We start from the raw sequence: 22,442 nt of genomic DNA, 5'->3' as shown, positions 1-22,442 counted from the left end.
ATAGCTTTTTTTAGTGCTAGAACTTTTACGCCAGACTTAACTTTAAAAAGAACAATAATATTAAAAACAGAGTCGCTATGCCACCTGCTATGTAATCTCTTGGTAGCAACTTTAACTGGTGAAATACTATTCTTCCCTTTCCTTTTCCAAAAGCACGAGCATCGATAGCAAAGCTTAGCTGTTCTGCACGTTTCACTGTTGTAAATAATAGAGGAATAAGAATAGGGACGTAGGCAAATATACGTTTAGTTATCTTGAGTGAAGATATATCATATCCCCGAGCTCTTTGTGAAAGAAAAATACGGTCCAATTCTTGTACAATTGTAGGAATGAATCGAATCGCGATCACGATCATCAGGGCAAACTGTTCTACAGGGACATTTAGCTTAATAAGTGGGCTTAACAGCCTCTCCAGTCCATGAGCTAACGTCAAAGGTTTGGTAGTTAAGGTTAATAGAGAAGCTAACGTGACTAATAAAATGATGTGTACCACAAACCGCGCTCCATGCTCTAGCCCTTCTACCGTTACTTGGAGGAATAACCCCGACCAAAGGATCGTTCCTTTCGTCATCAAAGCGTGATATAAGAAGGTGAACAATAAGATAATTAAAAGGGGTTGTAGACCTTTTACGAACCGAAGCAGTGGAATTCTAGAAATCCATAATAAAGATACTATGCCTATCATCGCAATGAAGTAAGTAAGCAAATGGTCTAGCAGTATAAAACTTAACATCAATATCATCATACTTATAAGCTTCGTACGAGGATCTAGACGATGAAGGACCGAGTTCGTCTCGATATACTGTCCAAGATAAAGACTATTCCCCATAACTAGCGCCTCTGGCCTGCCAAATAGGCAAAATCTTAGCTATAATCTCTTGTTCTTTGCAGCTGCTCACTTCGATTCGTTCCTTGGAGAGTTCTTCTACAAGTTTTAATAGTTGTATCGATTCCGGAAGATTAAGTCCCGTACGCTCCACTAAGATAGAATTGTCTATGAATAGTGACACAGCATCCAAATGAGCCAAGAGTCGTCCTTCTTGAAATAACATAATCTCATCTGAATATTCCGCAACTTCCTCCATCTGATGGGACACGAAAAGAATCGTACGCTGATCCTGCTGCTGCCAATCTTTTAATTGTGTTAGCAGTGCAGCTCTTGTTACAGGATCTAGTCCTACAGTGGGTTCATCTAATATAAGCACTTTGGGATTCGTAATAAGTACCGAGGCTATAGCAATACGGCGTTTCTCTCCCCCGCTTAAATGAAAAGGAACAGATGGTAAAATGTCTTTCGTCAAGCCCACTTTAGGTAATACAAGCTCAATCGCTTCTTCCACCTGCTGAGTAGAAAACCCCTGCATTTTTGGTCCAAAAGCCAATTCCTTGAATACGGACGTCTCAAAAATTTGGTGTTCCGGATGCTGAAATACATATCCGATGTCAGGTACAACTTTTATTTGTTGGCGGGCATCCCTAGGGCATGGATGCTGATTGATTCTATACTCACCTTGTATATCGGGAATCAGCCCTTTTAATACTTTTACAAAAGTAGATTTCCCCGCCCCCGTAGGACCTATAATGGAGATCCACTTTCCTGTGGGAATGATGCAACTTACTTGATCCAGAACAGTCCGCCCCTCATAACTTACACTTACATCGTTCAGTTCGTAGGCCACTTCGAACGAATCATCTCCTTCCAATCTGCTCGCACGGGTCTGATTAGCTCAAGCTTGTGATGTAACCTAACCGCAAATGGGGCAGTCAATTGATAATCGGAGACCTGCACGGTATCAAAAAAGTCTACTGCATCTCCGTCGTATGCAATACGACCCTGATCTATGAGTATGACACGCTGAGCTGATAGCACTTCATCCATATGATGGGTGACATGAATTATGGTCATTCCTTGGAGATGCAAATCACGCATAATCGATAATACCTGCTCTCTAGCCTGAGGATCAAGCATGGACGTTGCTTCGTCAAAAATAATAACTTCTGGACGCATCGCAATAATAGCTGCAATCGCTACGCGCTGCATCTGGCCACCCGAAAGCTGATGGGGCATCGCTTGTGCATAGTCTAGCATGTCAACCGCTTGTAGAGCATGAACGACACGGGACTGCATATCTTGCCTAGCCACTCGGATATTTTCCAGTCCAAAAAGGACTTCATCCAGCACCGTCGTGGTGATGAATTGGTCTTCCGGACTTTGAAATATATATCCAATTTTCTCATGGATGCTATGGGTATCCTTGGGGTTTAAGGTTACCCAATCGTGGTATCTTACCTGACCTTGATTCGGCAGCAGCAATCCATTCATGAGCCTCGCTATCGTTGACTTCCCGCAGCCATTCGCTCCGACAATTGCCACGAACTCCCCGGGCTGAATTGTAAAGCTCATATTGTGGAGAATCGGCTGATCCTTTTTATAATAGAAATCAACATGGTCAAATACAAGCATCTATGTCCTTCCCTTCTGGCTGTGCCATGCTTTGAAAAAGTCCTCTGGATTGTACTCAGATAAGGCAGGTGCCGGCTTCTGCCATTGTGTAATCTTCGTTCCATTGACTCCAAAGATTTCACCGGTTAAATCCTGGGCGGGCTGAGCTAATAGTGCGACCACGAATCTAGCTACATCGTCCGGTTGACCAACATTCCAGAATGCTGGAAATGGCTCATTAAGCTGAGCATATTTCTCTCTCATGTGTTCAATGACTGGGCGGGTCATGTCTGTTAAAGCTGCAGGGGAAATGCCATTTACCCTGATTCTATATCGCTGGAGTTCAGCGGATAACGTCCAGATCATCCCAAGCACACCGGCCTTAGCCGCACTATAGTTCACTTGCCCAACGGAACCCTGCAAACCAGCCAAGGAAGTCATCATAACAATATCCCCTCCGTGAACTTCCATATGTGGGAGTACATGCTGAATGCAGTAAAAAGCGCCATTTAAATGAATACGAAGCACGGCTGTCCAAGCTTCTTCCGACATATCACGGATTTTTTTATCCTGCACATGACCTGCATTATGAATGAAGACATCGATACGACTATAACGATCTTTAATCCTATCGATCATCTCCTTAACCTCGGAACTATTCCCTATATCAGCCCTATAACCTATAGCTTCTCCACCTGCTTGCTGAATCTCATGTACGACTTCGTCAATGAGAAGCCGATTGGTCCCGTTCACAAAGACGATGTATTCCGCTTCTGCTAGGTGGATAGCCAAGCTTTTTCCAATGCCGCGGGTTGAACCAGTAATTAAGACCGTCTTCTTCATGTAAGAATATCCTTCACGGACATAATTCCCTCAGCAATTAACTCTCCCGTCTGCAAAGCAATGGTCACATGAACCTGATCAACTTCCTTTCTAAATTGGAAGCTTGCTTCCGAATCCACCTCTAATGGAGAGTGAAATTGCATCGAGTAGTTCGTGATCCATTGCAGTGGATGCTTAGCTAAGTAAAAAGATTGCGCTGTACCCATAATAAGCATGCCATGTACAATAGGGCGTCCATAACCCGCTTTTGCAGCGACTTCAGCATCTAAATGAATGGCTGAGGTATCCTTCGAAATTTCGGCATATCTGGTTACTTCTTCTGTGGTAAATTTTTTGTTCATACGCGGTCCTTTACAGAGATTAATATCGTTTCAGATGACATTAAAAGTCGCCCATTATAACTACAAGTAAGCATATGCGTGTACAAAGTAAGTTCTCCCCTTCTTCCACTCTTCCTCTCCATCTGAATTAAAGATAATTCACAATCCAGCATCATTCCTGCCTCTAGAGGAGCTTCATAATAGAATTGCTGTTTTCCGTGAAGTATAGGTAGGTCCGTGTTCAACCAAGGTACATCAAATGCTGTCCAAAATATTATGGGCATCGTGGAAGGGGCAATCAAAGTACCATCCACCATTTGTAGATCCGCCCCAATGCTCTTAGCATACTCCATAATCGATGTAGCCGAGAGTTCAAAACGATGGTGAAGCTTATTCATTGGACCCCCTCCACTAAGGTAGCTAACCCCATTCCCCCGCCAATGCCGAGTGTAGCTAATCCCCGATTATAGGGACGAATCTGCATCTCAGCACATAATCTAGTCATCAAAATAGCTCCCGATGCTCCGTAAGGATGACCTAAGGCAAGTGCGCCCCCGCCAAGATTAACCTTGTCTTCCGGAATCTGAAGCTCATGGAGACAGGCAAGAACTTGTGATGCAAAGGCTTCATTAAATTCTATGATATCTATATCCTTCATTGCTATGTGCTGTCGCTTTAGCAGCTTTTGAACCGCAGGCACAGGGCCTATTCCTAACACATTAGGATCTATACCAATGGCCTGGGCATCCACAACACGCAAAATAGGTTGTAAATTCATCTCACGGCACTTTTTCATAGACATGATTAGCACTATAGCGGCTCCATCATTAATGGGGCAGGCATTGCCCGCAGTAACCGTGCCGTCTTTAAGAAAGATCGGCTGGAGGCTAGCTAACTTCTCTATACTTGTAGATGACCTTGGACATTCATCCTTAGCGACCCATTCCCCGCCGACTTGAATAGGAACTATCTCTTGATTGAACCTTCCTGTATGCTGCGAATGAACTGCTTTTTGATGACTCTTAAAAGCATAGTGATCTTGCGCTTCTCTTGTAATTTGGAATTGTCGTGCAACGTGTTCAGCCGCTATGCCCATGTCGGGATCACCGAAGCTGCGAGGTGTGAAAGGAGCTCTGTCATAGAACTGAGGCGTCTCCATCAATGTACCAGGTTTACTTATTTTCCAAGGTGCCCGGCTCACACTTTCAACTCCACCAGCCAAATAGACCTCTCCCGCCCCACTTTGAATAAGTCTTGCCGCCATATTAATGGCTTCTAATCCAGATCCACATTGTCTGTCCACTGTAACACCCGGTACGGAGATGGGAAGTCCTGCTTCCAACGCTGCGAGTCGCGCAAGATTACCACCGGGTCCAATTACATTTCCAAGGATGACATCATCTATACATGCGGGAGGTGTATTAGTGTGCTCTAGGATGCGCTGAATAAGAGGCGCTACTAAGGACTGCGGCTCCACTGTGCTAAGTATGCCACCCACCTTGCCAATAGCAGTACGCTTTGCCATTACGATTACAGCTTCGTTCATAGGCTTCTCCTTTGCACCATGTCTTTCATCATTTGTCTGGCCAATTTACCGCTGCTAGTATAGATGAATTGCTCTATAGTGAAGAGCTGTTTTGGAGCTTTATAGCTTGCTAAATATTGACGACAATACAGTTTGATGTCTTCCAGACTTAGTCGATCTTGTCCCTTCCACTTGACTAGAACTGTTACCTGCTCTCCCCAGTACGGATCGGGTACACCAAGCACCATAACTTCTTGAATTTCAGGGCGTTTTAATAGAACCGTTTCAATTTCCTCGGGAAAAATATTAAGACCACCTGATATCATCCTATTTTTGACACGCCCTGCTATATACAAATATCCATCATGATCTACAGATACGTAATCTCCTAAGGTAAGATAGCCTTCACGGAAAACCGATGCTGTCTCTACCGAGTCGGGATAATATCCGGAGAATACCATGTGGCTTCGAATGTACAGCTGGCCAATGGTTCCTGTCGGAACCTCTTTAAAATCATCATCACGGATAGAAACTTCGACCCCTTGAAATGGAATGCCTACTGACCCCTGCTTGTTCTCCGTGTACACATCCATAAAACTGATATAGCTCGCTTCAGAAGAACCGTAGTATTCATATAGTTTAGTGTTAGCAAAAACTTCTTTACATCTTTTCTTAGATGCTTCTGACCATGTTCCTCCCGAACTAATGAGCGCTTGAATTCTCATCTGTTCAGGTATGGGTTGCTGTAGTATGGACTCTATCATCGTCGGTACCACATACATAATCATCTCGGGAAATGTAGTGCACTTCTCTACTACAATGGAGGCATCGAAGTGCTGCATAAGATGGAACGTCGCACCTAGGTAAAGGCTCTGCATCAAAGCAAATAATGACAACGAGTGTACAAGCGGCCCTGGAGCAATAAAATGTTCCATAGAATGGAGCTGAAAAGCTTCAATAGTAGCTTCAAAGCTATGAATCCATGAAGTATGGGATCGCATGAACCCCTTGGGAATTCCTGTAGTTCCAGAAGTGAAACCAATGAACAAAAGGTCATTTAATCTGTCCGTATCCATGGCAGGAGTTAGTGTTGAGAGCCATTTTTCATAAGCATGAGTGCTAGCGTCGTTAAAAGTAAAAAGCTGGATATCTAAATCCAGCTTTGTTATATCAGATGCATGTTCATCCTCAGCAAAAATCACAGCCGGCTGACACTGCTTTAGAACCATGTCCAATTCGGTAGGACTCCATTTGGGATCTAATGGAACAGGTATAGCCCCTGCAAAGACCGCCCCTAGGAAAACTTCTATAAATTCAATTCGGTTGCTAGATAAAATTGCAATCTTGTCACGAGTATGAATATATGGCTTTAGCCCTTCAGCAATAGTCTTCATCCTATGTATTAGTGCTGAATACGTAAGATCCTTATGCTCAGTGGACAAGGCAATAGCGTCAGGCGTCTGCTCTGCATGACGCAGGAGCGACATCATTAGGTTCATCTATAGATCACATCCAGTCAGTTTGTACCATGAAATGTATGGATTGTAATATAAGTAGTTTTAAAAATATCTTAGATCATCTTGTTAAAATGAATGTGCTCGCTCCTCAATAGGACTAATCGCTCTCACCTGTACCGCAATAATTGCTGCGATCACAGCTTTTATGCAGTCTCCTGGCAGGAATGCCAATGCGCCTACAAGTCCAGCCCACACGGAAGTATGGGTGATCAGTGCCATAACTGGAGCTCCAATAAGATTAATTAGGATTACACCACAGAAGAAATTAATCGTAATAACCTTCCATGTTGCAAGCGACGGCCATACTTTCTCAGTAGCATACCCAATACAAAATGCTGCTAAGGGCCAGCTCAACAAATACCCAGCGGTAGGGCCCACGAGTACAGAAAGACCTCCACGACCTCCTGACAACAACGGTAGACCTAATGCAACTAACACAACAAATAATATCAAACTAATAGTAGCCGTCTTCCTCCCTAAAAAGCATCCTGCCAGCATCACTCCAAGAGTTTGAGCCGTAACAGGAACAGGAATGAACCCCAGAGGTATAGGTGGAATCATCCCCAATACAGCTATAAATGCCGCGAATAATGCAGCAAACACCATTTCTTTTGTCTTCAATCTAACTCTACCTCCGTTTAAAATTTCATTTTTCGATTCATGTCGACATGGAATGCATTTGCAATTATATCGCCAACCCTCTTAATTGTAAACCATAATTATATTTTGGTTAACAATAAAATTATCAACTTCTTTATACAAAAATAGTTGGCTTAGTCTTTAATTCTTATATCCCGCAAAATAATCACACAGCTTTTGCTTCATACGCTGTTTATGCTCAGCGAATTGTTGATGCCTATGTCCGTTCGCTCCCGAAGGGTGAGGAAAATTCCACAATACAGTGTTTCCTTGAAGTCTTCCTTCTTGATCTAGTCGATAGAGGATGGTCTCAACAGATTTTCCTAGAGGGATGATTAAGACCGGACCCAGTCGTTGTATTTCCTGAGTTATATGTGAAATGGCTCTCTCTCTTAAATACTTATTGGATAGGAGAACTGGATGCGCTCCCGTATAATTTTTCTCATTAACAAAGACAGGAAACTGTAGTACAGATGTGGTATGTAACAGATCTTGATGCTCCTGAAAAAGTGTGAGGGTAGAAGAAATCTGTAATTGATCTTGAAGGCCCAATACATCCAGCATCTTACTCAAATTTGTTCTCATAGAACCTGCAAATCTTGCGGCTTGTTTTGCTTTGCGCAGTACGTTCTCATCCGAATCACCGTGCTCTAGACAGCACCTAGCTTCTTCAAAAGCAAGCTTCATTTGAGTCCAGCCCGGTGTTAATCCTACGATGAATACCCGGGCTTTACGATTGATATACTCATTGTGAGGGGCATAGTACATACAGAACATAGATTCTCTATGGATTTCAAATTCAGGGACGAGCAAGTCCCTCTTCGTAAGAGGTAGATACAGAGGAAGTCGCCAAATGGCTGATTTATAATTCAAAAACATATCCATGACTTTCTCCTCCTAGTTCTCTACTCATACATCTAAATTTCATCGAAATTTTATTACATAGTTCTCATCTTGAATAGATATCATTGCGGGTTCCCTAATTCCTTTCTCTATCGTTACGGAAGTTGGGAATATGCCTGGAGCACGCCCATCCGGGAACCATGGCCGCGCTGAATCTACCACGATGAGCAGACCTTCTGCATCTCCTAAAGCTGCAAATTGCTCGCCATTCCCACGCCAGAGGGATAAAGAATGACTGTCCTTTAGCATTTTCACTACCTCAGGAACATGATCAACAGGAAGTCCCACTTCGCTAACTCGAAGCAATAGTGTAGAACCGAATGGCTCTACTACTGCATTGTCCAAAGAATGATGAGCTATAAATTCAATAAGATTATCATCAGGATCATAGAAATAGAGTGCTGATGCATTCCAATCCTCAAATGTGAACTCATCCTCTCCTTCTTGCATGATTAATGAGATTCCTCTGTCCTTAATCCATTGTTTGGCCGCATGGAATCTATTCGTAGGTATGGTAATGGCCACATGATAGTATGCCTTCTCTGCTGAATTCTCACTAATAAAAGTTATCTTTGAACCTCCCACCTGGAGGGTGAACTGTGTCTCCGACTGTTCAAGTACAGCTAACTCTAGCACTTTTTCATAAAAATCTTGGATTTCGCACAATTGATGGGTCTGTAAAGTAAGTTCAGTAATTCGCATGTTGTTGTATTCCTTTCGTTAATGAAATTCTCTTTCGTTAAATAATTCTCTTTTCATTGTATTATATATCCAATTATACATAACCGAAATATCCTAAGCAGTCACTTATGGGTCCTGCTTGCAAGAATATTCGATCATGATGTAAGGTGAATGACAAAAAGAATGCGCTATTTTCACATCCTTTTTGGACATTCATCTATTCACCTATTTAACTATTTCAATATTTCATCTACGTATATAGATTTAGATATTCTTTGATCCCGTCAACGATGGCTTGAGCGGCTTTGTATTGAATCTCCTCGGAGTGCATCGCTGCTTCTTCTGTGCTATTGCTGAGAAATCCAATTTCAAGCAGTACTGCAGGCATCGTTGTCTCACGGATGACTTGGAAGTTCCCACTTTTTACTCCACGATCTTTGAACCCAAGTGCCTGAACCAGATGTTTATGAATAATGCTCGCTAAAATATTACTGCTATTTCGCTGATAGTAATAGGTTTCTGTTCCTGAAGCTGTAGGAGATGTAGCAGAATTATTGCCATGGATGGATACATACAGGTCTGCCTGAAGTTGCTTGGCTAGGATGACGCGCTCCGTTCGAGTCGGATATATATCTTGATCGCGGGTCATCACCACTTCAATATTAGGTTCTTGCAGAAGAATTTGCTGAACTTTTAACGATAAGGCTAAGGTGAAATTCTTTTCTTCACGACTTGCGACACTTGTCGCTCCCGGATCACTCCCACCATGCCCAGGATCTATAACGACAATTTTTTTATTTAATGAAGATGTTGGATTCGTGCTGCTCTCGTTCCCATTCAAGTCAATGGTTAGCGTATTTGCGAGTGGATCACGCTTCACTTCGAATCCGCTAGCTGTAGGAAGCTGTACCACCACTCTTACAAGATCTGGATCGCGGTGGAATAAGGAATACCTTACCTCCGTAAGATTGGGATAAGCTCGAACATCCATTTTTCCTTTTCCTTGTGCATCTAAAGGTAAAGAGGTATCTGCCGCTGGATCAAAATTTGTGTTGGGCAGATCAATAACAATACGATCCGGATTTTGTAAAGTTGTGACTGCAGGAGTAACATCTCCATCTAAGGAGACTGTAAGTTGATTGTTGACTAAAGTCAGCCCTTTTACATGTTTTACTGGTTCTTTGACTTCTCCACCTTCGTGCTCTAGTGTTGTTCCTCCGGAAGAGGTTGGTGATTTGGGACTTGTTAAATATACGGTGTTGTCAGACCAATAGACGGCAAGACCCATTTGCTCGCTCACAAATCGCAACGGTACAACGACAATGTTATTCAGAATTTTAGGTGGAACATTAAGGGATACTTGAGTATCCGAGGCTGTTGCCTTTTTTTTGCCGATAGTAAGAGCAATGGTTTGATTACCTTGCTGAATCGATACCCCTTGCGTCTTGGGATTCCAATCCACTTTGAATTTTAAGCTCTCTGCTACTACACGAATGGGGATCATCACACTATCGTTTATTTGAGTTACTTTTGCATTAGCAGGTAATTTCAGTGTTTTACCATCCAGTATAATCTTAGTTTGAACAGCAGAAGCATTTCCTTCCTGGGGGAAAAGCATAAGAACAACTAGGCTAATCAGTACCCACACAACCATTTTTTTCATAGTTCACCTTCCGTTTACAGGGATTAACTTACTTATGTGTATACATATAAATGTAATATTCTACAAATTATTACTAAATCCTGCATAAAAAAAGAAGATTGCCTGTTGAGGTAATCTTCTTCAAAGGTTCATTATTTTTAATAGTACAGCCCGGAAACAGTAGAGCCCTCCATACAGATCTGTATGCAGTGCTTCTATCGGCACCCTGCAATCAGGTTCCTTGGCGAAGGTAAATCCACTAGAGAGACATATATTAATAAAGTGTGTCAGATCTACCGTAGGGTAATCGAGGGTAATTAAAAGTGTTCCCTGTTTCTTCAACGTCCGATGGAATTCCTGCATAGCGCAAAGTTGATCGGGTAGGTTCATATGTTCGAGAACGGAAATACATAATATTTTGTCAAAAGTCTCATCCGCATAAGAAAGCGCAGCAATATTTCCTTGCTCCAGGTATAAATTCGAGGTATCTAGTTGTTCGATAAGCTTGCAGGCCTCCTCCCCAATGTCTGAGCGTATTTCTTCATAGATTTGCTCGGCTGACGCAATCCGAGGGTCTGCATCACAAGCAAATACCTCTGCGGAATGATTAGCTAAATAAAATTTCAACGGATGAGGGATACCGCACGCCGCATCTAACACACAGTCATACTTAGAGATGAAGTTTTTGCACCATTCATATTCGTAAGGACGACTCCACCAAGCTTCCGGTAAATCGTATATCAAATGAAGAGTATACACATCTTTCTGGTGAAAAAAGCGAGATATATAAGGATCTGTTAAGTCTATATTTTCCAACAATATCAATCCTCCTTTTTACTCATAACACAACATATCTCATGTCCGCGTTGCTCTGCTTGAACCTTGGCGAATAAGCCCATTCGTTCAGTAAAAGAGTATTTTTGGTATTCGGTATGCTGATCTACTAACACATAAAAAGCTTCTGGAAGCTGACGCGTAAATATCGTATCGATATGTAGATCAGCCTGAGTGAAAAGAGAGTATAGATTAGCTACGGAATAATGGTAGAGATGGTCTGCTTCCGTATATAAAGGTGAGGATGTACCCAGCACTTCATTAATGAACGAATGTTGATTGGGCACACTGACATACATTTTTCCTGATCGATTAAGCTTGGAACGCATATCAGACAAAAAAGGTAAAGGTTCATCGATATGCTCAAGCACATGCCAGAATACAATGACATCATATTGTGTATTCCCTTCCTCCATTTGAGAGATAAGCGAAACATTTTCCGTAAGATTCGAGATGCTTGGGATAAGATCTATGTCATATTTAGATTTGACATAAGCCTGCGATAACGGAGATGGTTCAATACCAGTAACACTCCACCCTGCCTGCTTGGCTGCGTACATAAATTCTCCCGTACCCGATCCGATTTCAAGCAGTTGACCCTTCTTCGGCGAGAATGTCTCTAATAGTAGTAATTGAAAGGCTACATGATCTCCAAACGTTGATCTAACTGCGTGATCTCTCATGGCAATCCAGTGGATATTATACGTATCATATAGCATATTCAAGGTATTTATCTTCTCCATGTCCTCTTGATAGATAAGTCTACAGTCTGGGCACTGCACTAATGTAAAGGAATTGTAGCTATAAAAAGGTAGCACGTCCTGCGAACAGCAAAGTTTGCATGTCATAGCTTTCCTCCTAAATGGCATTTGTCTTATTAATCTTCTGAACGCCATGCTTCAAGCACTGGAAAAGGATCTAAAATGGATTCATACTGCTCCATCCAGCCGTATTGAGCTTCTGGATCCAATTTTTTGTACCGTGCGTATTTACTCGTTCGAATCTCTGGTGTATACCAGCCCCAATGCTGAACTCGGTAAGAGCTGAGGATATGAGAAAGTCCTAATACGTTATTAGGGAAACGCCCACAATGCAAGGATTGATCATTCCACGTGTAAGTAAAATAAGGATTATATCGAACTAGAAAAGGTCTGTAGAATTCATGAGCTTTCCAAAAGTCGTCGTTTCGGTAATGCGTCTCAGACCACATATCATATAACCTAAAACAAACTGCATCTACATGCGTACCCCTCAGAAGTGTACGTATTCCCTCCTTGAATGCGGGTTCGAACATTTCATCTGCATCCATAGAAAGAATCCATTCGGGTGATGTAGCTATGGTGGCTCTCCATTGCTGTTTTCTTAGAGAAATTTCATTGTGAAAAGAAGCATGTTCATTACGCACTAAGGTTAACGGAATATCCCCTAAGATTTCTTGGCACAGCTCCCCACTTCCATCTGTACTGCCATCATCGATAATTACGGCTTCATCAATAATGTCACGGTAACTTCTAAGAACATCAGCCAGCTTACCTCCTTTTTCATTAAAAACCGTCATACTTAATGTGACTTTGGTTAGTAATGCAGACGGTGGGAAAATTCGAGACTTTAATTCAGCTTGTGCCCTATGAATATCTTCTTCCCGGTACAGATGTTGAGCGGGGTAATGGGTATCTACGTACAGTCCACAACCTAGCACAGCAGCTCGGATGCAAAAGTGCCGATCTTCGCCCCAAAACGTTACATTCGGAATAGGAGAAAAATTAACTCCTAGCTGAAGTGCTTTTAGACTGATAAGCGTGCAAGCTCCTAGCCCTCCAACTTCATAAAGCCCGGGCTGTTTCAAGGTAGATAGGAATTGCTGCTCTCTCATTTGCTGTTCTTCAAACGTAATTTGCTCCCCCTGGGCTTGCGCGTACAGTTTGTATTCGTCATTTAGCCATACTTGAGGTAAAAGTGAACTCTCTGGTGTCCACCTGGTCCAAAATATCTCAGAGACGATATCTTTCTCAGATTCCACAAGCTGAACTAGGGTCGATGGGTGCAAGATCAGATCTGAATCTACTAAAAAGACAGCATCATATTCCAGCCGATGTGCGAGGTCAAGAATTTTATTTTTGAACAGAGCGACTTTGGCAACTAAAGATGAATTCCAGAAATGTGTGATGTCGTTACTTATATAATATTCCTGCTTGGATCCCTCGATAAGAGGATGACAGTTCGGCTGATGTGTATGGAAGAAGTCCTGTAAAAGCTTACTTGATTCCGTATCTACATTGTCATCGACGAACAAATAATCTACATCTATCCCCCTACTCTCTAACCGATGAAGAGAATTTAGAAATAATTCTAGAATTGGAGGCCTCTGATACACCGGACTACCAATCAAAATACGTGACATGGTTCCCACCTCAAGATCTCCAGAATAAAGTAAAGGTAAGGATGCCCTTAAGGGCTGAGAAGCTGAATTAGCAAGATCAGCATTAAGGAGTGACATGGTCATGGATAGATTTACACCGGACAATATAGATCAGCGTTACATACAACAATTGTTAGCGCGTATAGCTTTGCAGGAATTAGAGCTTAGTTCAACTCTTGAAAAGGAAGCCCATCAAGTTCAATATGCGACTGGCCTTAAATCAAGCCTTTTCCCTTCTGCGCCTCTTTCAGAGTTACTTGACTTGAACCATAACCTTAAAAACCTGATCGACTACACCGTTATACAAGAAATTCTGTTGTGCAATGAGTCCCAATTTTTATTACGTCAAAGTGGAGTTAGGAATTATAAACGTGACTATCCTTGGAGGCTTAGAGGACCTAGAGGAAGAAAAGGCACGACAGGTTCTATCGGCGGTACTGGAGCCACAGGAATGACTGGCTCTACAGGTCTTGCTGGTGCTAATGGAGCCGCAGGGGCAGCTGGGGTTAATGGAATTACAGGGATTACTGGATCAACAGGAGTAACGGGTAATACCGGCGTTTCAGGAGCTACAGGGATTACCGGTTCGACAGGCTTAACGGGTAACTCAGGTGCTACGGGAACTACTGGAATCACTGGCTTTACAGGTCCCACTGGAGCTATGGGAGTCACTGGATCAACAGGTATAACGGGTATTGTTGGTGCTAAAGGAATAACCGGCTCTACAGGAATCACTGGAATCACAGGAAGCGCCGGACCAATAGGCGTTACAGGCAATACCGGGGCTACAGGCATTACTGGAGCTACAGGAGTCACTGGCTTTACTGGTCTCACTGGGGCTACGGGCAACACTGGTGCTACAGGAATTACTGGCTTTACAGGTGTCACTGGAGCTACTGGAAATACAGGAATCGGAGGTATTACGGGTCCAACAGGCGTAACAGGCAATACAGGCAATACAGGAATTACAGGAGATACGGGTACTACTGGAATCACTGGATCAACAGGCGCAACAGGAAATACTGGGGCTACAGGCATCACTGGAACTACAGGAATAACCGGCTATACGGGTTTCACTGGCACAAATGGAATTACGGGAATCACTGGCTCTACGGGTCTCACAGGGGCTACTGGGATCACTGGAACCACTGGAAGTGCCGGTCCAACAGGCGTAACGGGCAACACTGGTGGTACAGGAATCACCGGATTGACAGGTGCAACAGGCAATACCGGGGCTACAGGAATAACAGGCTCTACGGGCAACACTGGTGCTATGGGAATTACTGGCTCGACAGGTCTCACAGGGACTACTGGAATCACTGGAACCACAGGAAGTGCCGGTCCAACTGGCATAACGGGTACCACTGGAGTCACCGGATCGACAGGTGCTACAGGCATTACTGGAACTACAGGAGTCACTGGCTCTACGGGTCTCACTGGTGCTTTAGGAATTACTGGCTTTACAGGTCCCACTGGCGCTACTGGAATAACGGGCAACACAGGAGTTATAGGAATCACTGGTTTTACAGGTCCAACGGGAGCTACTGGAGTCACTGGATCAACCGGCTTTACGGGTCTCATTGGGGCTACTGGAATTACCGGAATCACTGGAAGTGCCGGATCAACAGGCACTACGGGCAACACTGGTGCTACGGGAATCAACGGAATTACTGGCTCGACAGGTCTCACCGGGAATACTGGAATCACCGGAACCCCAGGAAGCGCCGGTCCAACAGGCCCAACGGGCAACACTGGAGATACGGGTACCACTGGAGTCACCGGATCGACAGGTGCAACAGGCATTACCGGGGCTACAGGCATTACTGGAACTACAGGAGTCACTGGCTCTACAGGTCTCATTGGGGCTACTGGCATTACCGGAACCCCAGGAAGCGCCGGTCCAACTGGCATAACCGGCAACACTGGTGCTACAGGAATCACTGGTTTTGCAGGTCCAACTGGAGCTACTGGAGTCAATGGATCAACAGGCGCTACGGGTCTCATAGGGGCTACTGGGATTACCGGAACCACAGGAAGCGCCGGTCCAACTGGCATAACGGGCAACACTGGTGCTACGGGAATCACTGGAATTACTGGCTCGACAGGTCTCACAGGGACTACTGGGATTACCGGAACTACAGGAAGCGCCGGTCCAACTGGCATAACGGGCGACACTGGTGCTACGGGTAACACTGGGATTATGGGCAACACTGGTGCTACAGGAATTACTGGCTTTACAGGTGTCACTGGAGCTACTGGAATTACGGGAATCGGAGGTATTACGGGTCCAACAGGCGTAACAGGCAATACAGGAATTACAGGAGATACGGGTACTACTGGAGTCACTGGCGCTACGGGTCTCATTGGGGCTACTGGGGCTACCGGAACCACGGGAAGCGCCGGTCCAACTGGCATAACGGGCAACACTGGTGGTACAGGAATAACAGGCTCTACGGGTCTCACCGGTACTACTGGAATCACCGGAACCACAGGAATCGCCGGTCCAACTGGCATAACGGGCAGCACTGGAGATGCGGGTACCGCTGGAGTCACCGGATCGACAGGCGCAACCGGTAATACTGGGGCTACAGGCATTACTGGAATTACGGGCTCAACAGGTGTCACTGGGGCTACTGGGATTACGGGAATCGGAGGTATTACGGGTCCAACAGGCGTAACAGGCAATACAGGAATTACAGGAGATACGGGTACTACTGGAGTCACTGGCGCTACGGGTTTCATTGGGGCTACTGGGGCTACCGGAACCACGGGAAGCGCCGGTCCAACTGGCATTACGGGCAACACTGGTGCTACAGGTATCACTGGTTTTACAGGTCCAACTGGAGCTACTGGAGTCACTGGATCAACAGGCGCAACAGGAAATTCCGGGGCTACAGGCATCACTGGAACTACAGGAATAACCGGCTCTACGGGTCTCACAGGGGCTACTGGGATCACTGGAACCACAGGAATCGCCGGTCCAACTGGCGTAACGGGCAATACAGGAATTACTGGAGATGCGGGTACCACTGGAGTCACCGGAACGACAGGTGCAACAGGCAATACTGGGGCTACAGGCATTACTGGCTCTACGGGTCTCACAGGGGCTACTGGGATCACCGGAACCACAGGAAGCACCGGTCCAACTGGCATAACGGGTAACACTGGAGTCACAGGATCGACAGGCGCAACCGGCAATACTGGGGCTATAGGCATTACTGGAACTACTGGAATTACGGGCTCAACAGGTGTCACTGGGGCTACTGGAATTACGGGCAACACAGGAGTTATGGGAATCACTGGTTTTACAGGTCCAACGGGTACCACTGGAGTCACCGGATCGACAGGTGCAACAGGCATTACTGGAACTACAGGAGTCACTGGCTCTACGGGTCTCACTGGTGCTATAGGAATCACTGGATTTACAGGTCCCACTGGAACTAATGGAGTCACTGGATCAACAGGCGCTACGGGTCTTATTGGGGCTACTGGGATTACCGGAATCACAGGAAGCGCTGGATTAACAGGCCCAACGGGCAACACTGGTGCTACAGGAATCACTGGAATTACTGGCTCGACAGGTCTCACCGGTACTACTGGAATCACCGGAACCACAGGAATCGCCGGTCCAACAGGCGTAACGGGCAATACTGGAGATACAGGTACCACTGGAGTCACCGGATCGACAGGTGCAACAGGCATTACCGGGGCTACAGGCTTTACTGGAACTACAGGAGTCACTGGTGCTACTGGGATTACCGGAACCACAGGAAGTGCCGGACTAACAGGCCCAACGGGCAACACAGGTGCTGCAGGAATCACTGGTACTACGGGAATCAATGGAATTACTGGCTCGACAGGTCTCACCGGTACTACGGGGATTACTGGAAACACAGGAATCGCCGGTCCAACTGGGATTACCGGTACCACAGGAAGTGCCGGTCCAACTGGCATAACGGGTACCACTGGAGTCACCGGATCGACAGGGGCTACAGGCTTTACTGGAACTACAGGAGTCACTGGCGCTACGGGTCTCACTGGGGCTACTGGGATTACCGGAACCACAGGAAGTGCCGGACTAACAGGCCCAACGGGCAACACTGGTGCTACAGGAATCACTGGAATTACTGGCTCGACAGGTCTCACCGGGAATACTGGGATCACTGGAACCACAGGAAGTGCCGGTCCAACTGGTATAACGGGCAACACAGGAATTACAGGAATCACTGGTTTTACAGGTACAACTGGAGCTACTGGAGTCACCGGATCAACAGGTGCAACCGGAAGTTCCGGGGCTACAGGCATTACTGGAACTACTGGAATAACCGGCTCTACGGGTCTCACAGGGGCTACTGGGATTACCGGAATCACTGGAAGTGCCGGATCAACAGGCCCAACGGGCAACACAGGTGCTACAGGAACCACTGGAATTACTGGCTCGACAGGCCTCACCGGAATCACAGGAGGCGCCGGTCCAACAGGTGTAACAGGTAATACAGGAGTTACAGGAATCACTGGCTTTACTGGCCCAATTGGAGCTACAGGAGTCACTGGATCAATAGGCGCTACGGGTAATACAGGCGTTGCAGGCGTTACAGGAATAACCGGCTCTACGGGCCTCACTGGTGTTACAGGGCTTATCGGAAATACAGGTATTACGGGGCCAACAGGAGTTACGGGTAACACAGGTGCTACTGGAGTCACTGGCTCTACTGGCATAACCGGCAATACTGGGGTTACGGGAACTACAGGTATTACAGGCGCAACAGGTAATACTGGAATTACCGGAACCATAGGAATTGCTGGTCCAACAGGTGCAACGGGCAACACTGGAGATACGGGAACTACGGGAGCTACAGGAATCACTGGCTCTGTGGGTATTACTGGGATTACAGGTGTTACCGGAGCTACGGGAACTACGGGAGTACCTGGGAATACAGGTGCCACAGGCTCTATCGGTCTCACTGGTGTAACTGGAAATACAGGGAATACAGGGAATACTGGCGTCTCAGGAATAACAGGCCCAACAGGAATTACCGGAGCCGGTACGACTGGTGCGACAGGAACTACAGGTCCTACCGGCCCAACTGGAGTCATTGGAATTACGGGACCCACCGGAGCCATGGGCACGGGGAGTACGGGAGCTACAGGTACAGATGGTATTACTGGAGCTACAGGTGCTCAAGGTGGATTAGTAAGTGCATTAAGCCGAACAAATACCGGTACAGCAACCGTTCTAAGTGGAGGATCTATTAACTTTACAGTTGCTGGCACATCCTTTGGTAGCAATGTTACCGTTGTGAACAATACTACTTTTGGGTTAACACAACCAGGTGTATATAAAGTAAGTTTAGTCTTAAGTACAGCTGCGACCTCACTTTTATCTACCGTGTCTCCTTCATTTACAGGAACAGCGACACCGAGTCCCGGAAGTTATTCCTTCCCTTTAATTGTAGCGGGTGGAGAAATCGTTGCTTCTCTCCTGTTCCGGGTGACAGCTGCGGGCAACCTACAATTTGTTGTGTCAGGCGTTACCTTGACCTTAGCTGGAGGAACCAGCGCTATGATTGTCATTGAATACGTTTCTACCTAACTCTATGGTGCAGCGCTGCTCCTTATGAATACATTCGACACATATTTGTGATGACTGCGCCATAGTATGAACACTAAATACGCTTTTTCGAGGGGGATTCTTAAGCCTTGATTACAGTGAGCTTATGTATGATTGTCAGAAATGAGGAAGAGACCCTACCCCGTTGCTTGAAATCAGTAACCAATCTAATTGATGAAATAATCATTGTGGATACGGGTTCGAACGACAAAACCTGTCAAATAGCCGAAGATTATAAGGCTCAAGTCTTTCATTACACTTGGGAGAATGATTTCGCAGCTGCTCGTAATTTTGCTTTTGCTCAGGCTACGAAAGATTATATATTTTGGCTGGATGCTGATGATGTACTTGAAGTCGATGATCACCAACAATTTCAGACCTGGAAGCAGTCCTCCGATCTTACTTACGATAGCATAACTATGGATTATATCCTTTCAAAAGATAATCAGGGCCTTCCACTATATACATTGAAACGAAATCGATTAGTTCGTAGAGATCGTAACTTTCAGTGGATTGGTTTTGTCCATGAGTATCTCGCGGTCTCCGGCAATATCCTGCATAGTACAATGAGCATCACACATAAAAAAGAACGAGCCTATACGGACCGGAATCTAAAACTATATCTCCAGCGTAAAGAAGAAGGCACCGTCTTCACAGAACGTGATGAGTACTATTTTGGTAATGAACTCTATGATCACGGAAGATTAGAAGAAGCCTGTTATCAGTATGAGAAATATCTGGATCTTGAACAGGGGTGGATTGAAGATCGTATTGCAGCCTGTTTGAAGCTGTCGGATTGTTATGCAAGATTGGGCCAGATACTCCAACAAAAGCTAGCGCTTCTAAGAACATTAACCTATGACAAGCCAAGACCTGAATTCTGCTGTCGTATGGGCAATCTATTCGTCGCTTCAAATCAATTCGATCAAGCTGTATATTGGTATCGCCAAGCTATTTTTAGCGATCGGTCGGAATCATCGTCGATGAGTATACATGATCGATCAAATACAACATGGGTCCCTCACATTCAGCTTTGTCTATGCCATGACCGCCTCGGCCAAAGGGAGAGTGCTCTTCTTCATCATCAGATGGCCAAAATCTATTATCCTGACCATCCTAGCGTTTTGTATAATGAACAGTACTTTGCTGAATCAGCGAATTGACGTCTTTCGTAATCTCTTTCGTAACATACAATTGAAGGGAGTGAAGTCATGCAAAGTCCAATTAGCCCCAATCTAGATTCAATTCAATCTCTGACGCAATCCGAAGTGATTCAAATGATACTTACTTCCCTAGTTAGAGAAGAAATCGCATTGTCTCAGATTTTGAAAGGCGAAGGTGAGATCATTCACCGTTTTCTTGAAGAACCTAATGTAGAACTGCAACAAGTACTCCAATTGAATACTAGCCTTGAGAAAATCATCCGTGGCGTAGCCTGCAGTCAAGTTCTGTCTCAACTTAGACTTCAGGACATTCTTCAATTCGAACCGTCAGATCTGGAATGGTCCGAAGATGATGACGAATAACAACTCTATGACAGATCATGAGCTGCAGATGGACTCCATTATAGAGATGAACATGGCTATTGCCTCATTAATTACCTCACAAGAAACTATAAATCGAATGCTCTGCAATATTTCCATGTCCCCCTTCCCCCCACTATTCCTTCCTTTGCTCCAATCCGTAGTTAGAAATACCGAGAACATCACCCGGATTTTGTATCAGACGATAGATAGATATAACTTCACACCTAGTCATGTCTGCCAATTTAATGGCCCTACGGATCAGATGAGACAATCTTGTGAAATGTTAGAGTTCTCAATTCTACAGTGGAATTACCAAGCCTTGCAAGTCCTCCTTAGCATAGTAAGTGAGAATCAGAAGTGGAATAGGTATCCTGAAGTCATGCTTACTATAGCCGAAAACGCACACTGTATTCTGAGGCTACAACTTCATCCGTCTTGGGTCGGATATCCATCCCAACATAGAAGTAAGGAATATCTCATACTGCAAATACAGAGCCAGTCTACATTGAAGAGACTTCTGCACAAAATAAAAAGAATTAGTCCCTATCCGGATGATTTAATAAATATTATAAATAAAATTAGGATGACTTTCGAATATAATACCCGCATTCTTCAATTACCTAGAGCTTATACACGCAATAAAATATCGCAAAGAATCCCCGTTACTTCGAACACCACTACTACAAGAACTACACTCAAAATTAAGGTTCACGCTGTCCCAAGTAATGTCTGGCTTTCATCCCAGATTCCAAATCTAAAGAATATCTTGCATCGATCTAAGAAAAGTTAGCTCCTACACTCTGTTCAATAGAGTATAGGGGCTTTTTGTTTGCTTTCATTCTCGCCTAACTTGATGAAATGCGGGTATACTAGCGCCATATCGTCTTTGATATGATTTTCTGATGTCTAATACAATTAGAGGTCTGACGTCTAATATCATTAAAGAATTGTTGATTTCGTAAGTTTAAATCCAGTATATTATACATACTGAAATTATAAATTAACTATTGCTTACGTTATGTTAATTATAAAAGGAGGTTTTATGATGAATTCCCCTCAATCCGATCCTCATTCTCCCCTACATAAAATTGATGATATGGACCGAAAATTAATAACGATCCTGAATCATAATGGGAGAGCTTCGTACACGGATATTGCTAAAGAAGTTGGATTATCTCGTGTTGCTGTTCAAATGCGTGTTCAAGCTTTGATCGAGAACGGTACGATTGAACGTTTTGCTTGTATTCTAAATCCTGCTCATCTAGGCATCACGGTCTCTGCCTTCTTTAATGTGGATGTGGAACCTCGTTATCTCATGCAAGTTGCCGATGCACTTGGAGAAGAGCCGGAGGTGACTAGTCTCTATCACATGTCGGGTCCAAGCAAGTTACATATGCACGGTCTATTTTTGAATCATACGGATATGGAGAATTTCCTTCAGAACAAGCTCTATCGTACCGAAGGCGTGACAGGAGTAGATTGTCAGATTCTAATTAAGCGATATAAGAGTCGTATGGGCATTCGGCTTTAACTTACTAC

The 22,442-nt window shown here is 44.6% G+C and carries 19 protein-coding genes; 4 read left to right on the top strand and 15 right to left on the bottom strand.

The genetic code is table 11. The features are described 5' to 3' along the window. Nucleotides 1–25: 25 nt before the first annotated feature. From J2Z69_RS04550 to J2Z69_RS04480, 15 genes are all read right to left on the bottom strand, one after another. Nucleotides 26–829, bottom strand: a complete 804-nt coding sequence (locus tag J2Z69_RS04550; protein WP_209859552.1) for an energy-coupling factor transporter transmembrane component T family protein — start codon at nucleotides 827–829, stop codon at nucleotides 26–28. Then, complete coding sequence (locus tag J2Z69_RS04545; protein ID WP_245338944.1) at nucleotides 819–1,703, bottom strand: ATP-binding cassette domain-containing protein; 885 nt, start codon at nucleotides 1,701–1,703, stop codon at nucleotides 819–821. The genes J2Z69_RS04550 and J2Z69_RS04545 overlap by 11 nt, the downstream gene beginning before the upstream one ends. Next, nucleotides 1,664–2,464, bottom strand: coding sequence for an ATP-binding cassette domain-containing protein (locus J2Z69_RS04540; protein ID WP_209859550.1), 801 nt, complete (start codon nucleotides 2,462–2,464; stop codon nucleotides 1,664–1,666). Before J2Z69_RS04540 ends, J2Z69_RS04545 begins: the two co-directional genes overlap by 40 nt. Then, nucleotides 2,465–3,286 (bottom strand): SDR family NAD(P)-dependent oxidoreductase, encoded by an 822-nt coding sequence (locus J2Z69_RS04535; protein ID WP_209859548.1) that lies wholly within the window; start codon nucleotides 3,284–3,286, stop codon nucleotides 2,465–2,467. Beyond that, the gene (locus J2Z69_RS04530; RefSeq protein WP_209859546.1) at nucleotides 3,283–3,627 is read right to left on the bottom strand and encodes a MaoC family dehydratase; all 345 of its coding nucleotides are present in this window, start codon (nucleotides 3,625–3,627) and stop codon (nucleotides 3,283–3,285) included. The genes J2Z69_RS04535 and J2Z69_RS04530 overlap by 4 nt, the downstream gene beginning before the upstream one ends. Then, nucleotides 3,624–4,004, bottom strand: coding sequence for a hotdog family protein (locus tag J2Z69_RS04525; protein WP_209859545.1), 381 nt, complete (start codon nucleotides 4,002–4,004; stop codon nucleotides 3,624–3,626). The genes J2Z69_RS04530 and J2Z69_RS04525 overlap by 4 nt, the downstream gene beginning before the upstream one ends. After that, nucleotides 4,001–5,152 (bottom strand): thiolase family protein, encoded by a 1,152-nt coding sequence (locus tag J2Z69_RS04520; protein WP_209859543.1) that lies wholly within the window; start codon nucleotides 5,150–5,152, stop codon nucleotides 4,001–4,003. The genes J2Z69_RS04525 and J2Z69_RS04520 overlap by 4 nt, the downstream gene beginning before the upstream one ends. Continuing rightward, nucleotides 5,149–6,621: an AMP-binding protein gene (locus J2Z69_RS04515; protein ID WP_245338943.1), complete on the bottom strand. Its 1,473-nt coding sequence runs from the start codon at nucleotides 6,619–6,621 to the stop codon at nucleotides 5,149–5,151. Before J2Z69_RS04515 ends, J2Z69_RS04520 begins: the two co-directional genes overlap by 4 nt. Nucleotides 6,622–6,714: 93 nt before the next feature. Further along, complete coding sequence (locus J2Z69_RS04510; RefSeq protein ID WP_209859539.1) at nucleotides 6,715–7,269, bottom strand: biotin transporter BioY; 555 nt, start codon at nucleotides 7,267–7,269, stop codon at nucleotides 6,715–6,717. A 159-nt stretch (nucleotides 7,270–7,428) separates the two neighbouring features. After that, the gene (locus J2Z69_RS04505; RefSeq protein WP_209859537.1) at nucleotides 7,429–8,172 is read right to left on the bottom strand and encodes a uracil-DNA glycosylase family protein; all 744 of its coding nucleotides are present in this window, start codon (nucleotides 8,170–8,172) and stop codon (nucleotides 7,429–7,431) included. A gap of 39 nt (nucleotides 8,173–8,211) precedes the next feature. Beyond that, entirely contained in the window at nucleotides 8,212–8,892 is a 681-nt protein-coding gene (locus tag J2Z69_RS04500) for a VOC family protein (RefSeq protein WP_209859535.1), read from the bottom strand. Between the two features lie 229 nt (nucleotides 8,893–9,121). Beyond that, a complete protein-coding gene (locus J2Z69_RS04495) occupies nucleotides 9,122–10,534 on the bottom strand; it encodes an N-acetylmuramoyl-L-alanine amidase family protein (protein WP_209859534.1) in 1,413 nt (470 codons plus the stop codon). A gap of 120 nt (nucleotides 10,535–10,654) precedes the next feature. Continuing rightward, nucleotides 10,655–11,332: a class I SAM-dependent methyltransferase gene (locus J2Z69_RS04490; protein ID WP_245338942.1), complete on the bottom strand. Its 678-nt coding sequence runs from the start codon at nucleotides 11,330–11,332 to the stop codon at nucleotides 10,655–10,657. A 2-nt stretch (nucleotides 11,333–11,334) separates the two neighbouring features. Further along, nucleotides 11,335–12,195, bottom strand: coding sequence for a class I SAM-dependent methyltransferase (locus J2Z69_RS04485; protein WP_209859533.1), 861 nt, complete (start codon nucleotides 12,193–12,195; stop codon nucleotides 11,335–11,337). 29 nt (nucleotides 12,196–12,224) lie between these two features. Further along, nucleotides 12,225–13,748, bottom strand: coding sequence for a glycosyltransferase (locus J2Z69_RS04480; protein WP_209859532.1), 1,524 nt, complete (start codon nucleotides 13,746–13,748; stop codon nucleotides 12,225–12,227). 100 nt (nucleotides 13,749–13,848) lie between these two features. Here J2Z69_RS04480 and J2Z69_RS04475 point away from each other — a divergent pair, with 100 nt between their 5' ends. From J2Z69_RS04475 to chrS, 4 genes are all read left to right on the top strand, one after another. Further along, complete coding sequence (locus J2Z69_RS04475; RefSeq protein WP_209859530.1) at nucleotides 13,849–19,359, top strand: beta strand repeat-containing protein; 5,511 nt, start codon at nucleotides 13,849–13,851, stop codon at nucleotides 19,357–19,359. A gap of 128 nt (nucleotides 19,360–19,487) precedes the next feature. After that, the gene (locus tag J2Z69_RS04470) at nucleotides 19,488–20,540 is read left to right on the top strand and encodes a glycosyltransferase (RefSeq protein WP_281069366.1); all 1,053 of its coding nucleotides are present in this window, start codon (nucleotides 19,488–19,490) and stop codon (nucleotides 20,538–20,540) included. A gap of 48 nt (nucleotides 20,541–20,588) precedes the next feature. Then, nucleotides 20,589–20,903 (top strand): alpha-helical endospore appendage domain-containing protein, encoded by a 315-nt coding sequence (locus tag J2Z69_RS04465; RefSeq protein WP_209859526.1) that lies wholly within the window; start codon nucleotides 20,589–20,591, stop codon nucleotides 20,901–20,903. Between the two features lie 1,045 nt (nucleotides 20,904–21,948). After that, complete coding sequence (gene chrS / locus J2Z69_RS04460; protein ID WP_209859524.1) at nucleotides 21,949–22,434, top strand: chromate efflux transcriptional regulator ChrS; 486 nt, start codon at nucleotides 21,949–21,951, stop codon at nucleotides 22,432–22,434. Nucleotides 22,435–22,442: the final 8 nt, after the last annotated feature.

This window comes from Paenibacillus shirakamiensis (assembly GCF_017874255.1).
Classification (GTDB): domain Bacteria; phylum Bacillota; class Bacilli; order Paenibacillales; family Paenibacillaceae; genus Fontibacillus; species Fontibacillus shirakamiensis.
This window is presented reverse-complemented; position numbering and strand designations above follow the sequence as displayed.

Excerpts from the sequence above, each read along its gene's own strand:
- J2Z69_RS04550 (WP_209859552.1), bottom strand. The coding sequence starts at position 829 with ATGGGGAATAGTCTTTATCTTGGACAGTATATCGAGACGAACTCGGTC.
- J2Z69_RS04540 (WP_209859550.1), bottom strand. The coding sequence starts at position 2,464 with ATGCTTGTATTTGACCATGTTGATTTCTATTATAAAAAGGATCAGCCG.
- J2Z69_RS04535 (WP_209859548.1), bottom strand. The coding sequence starts at position 3,286 with ATGAAGAAGACGGTCTTAATTACTGGTTCAACCCGCGGCATTGGAAAA.
- J2Z69_RS04530 (WP_209859546.1), bottom strand. The coding sequence starts at position 3,627 with ATGAACAAAAAATTTACCACAGAAGAAGTAACCAGATATGCCGAAATT.
- J2Z69_RS04525 (WP_209859545.1), bottom strand. The coding sequence starts at position 4,004 with ATGAATAAGCTTCACCATCGTTTTGAACTCTCGGCTACATCGATTATG.
- J2Z69_RS04520 (WP_209859543.1), bottom strand. The coding sequence starts at position 5,152 with ATGAACGAAGCTGTAATCGTAATGGCAAAGCGTACTGCTATTGGCAAG.
- J2Z69_RS04515 (WP_245338943.1), bottom strand. The coding sequence starts at position 6,621 with ATGATGTCGCTCCTGCGTCATGCAGAGCAGACGCCTGACGCTATTGCC.
- J2Z69_RS04505 (WP_209859537.1), bottom strand. The coding sequence starts at position 8,172 with ATGGATATGTTTTTGAATTATAAATCAGCCATTTGGCGACTTCCTCTG.
- J2Z69_RS04500 (WP_209859535.1), bottom strand. The coding sequence starts at position 8,892 with ATGCGAATTACTGAACTTACTTTACAGACCCATCAATTGTGCGAAATC.
- J2Z69_RS04495 (WP_209859534.1), bottom strand. The coding sequence starts at position 10,534 with ATGAAAAAAATGGTTGTGTGGGTACTGATTAGCCTAGTTGTTCTTATG.
- J2Z69_RS04485 (WP_209859533.1), bottom strand. The coding sequence starts at position 12,195 with ATGACATGCAAACTTTGCTGTTCGCAGGACGTGCTACCTTTTTATAGC.
- J2Z69_RS04480 (WP_209859532.1), bottom strand. The coding sequence starts at position 13,748 with ATGTCACGTATTTTGATTGGTAGTCCGGTGTATCAGAGGCCTCCAATT.
- J2Z69_RS04475 (WP_209859530.1), top strand. The coding sequence starts at position 13,849 with ATGGATAGATTTACACCGGACAATATAGATCAGCGTTACATACAACAA.
- J2Z69_RS04470 (WP_281069366.1), top strand. The coding sequence starts at position 19,488 with ATGATTGTCAGAAATGAGGAAGAGACCCTACCCCGTTGCTTGAAATCA.
- J2Z69_RS04465 (WP_209859526.1), top strand. The coding sequence starts at position 20,589 with ATGCAAAGTCCAATTAGCCCCAATCTAGATTCAATTCAATCTCTGACG.
- chrS (WP_209859524.1), top strand. The coding sequence starts at position 21,949 with ATGAATTCCCCTCAATCCGATCCTCATTCTCCCCTACATAAAATTGAT.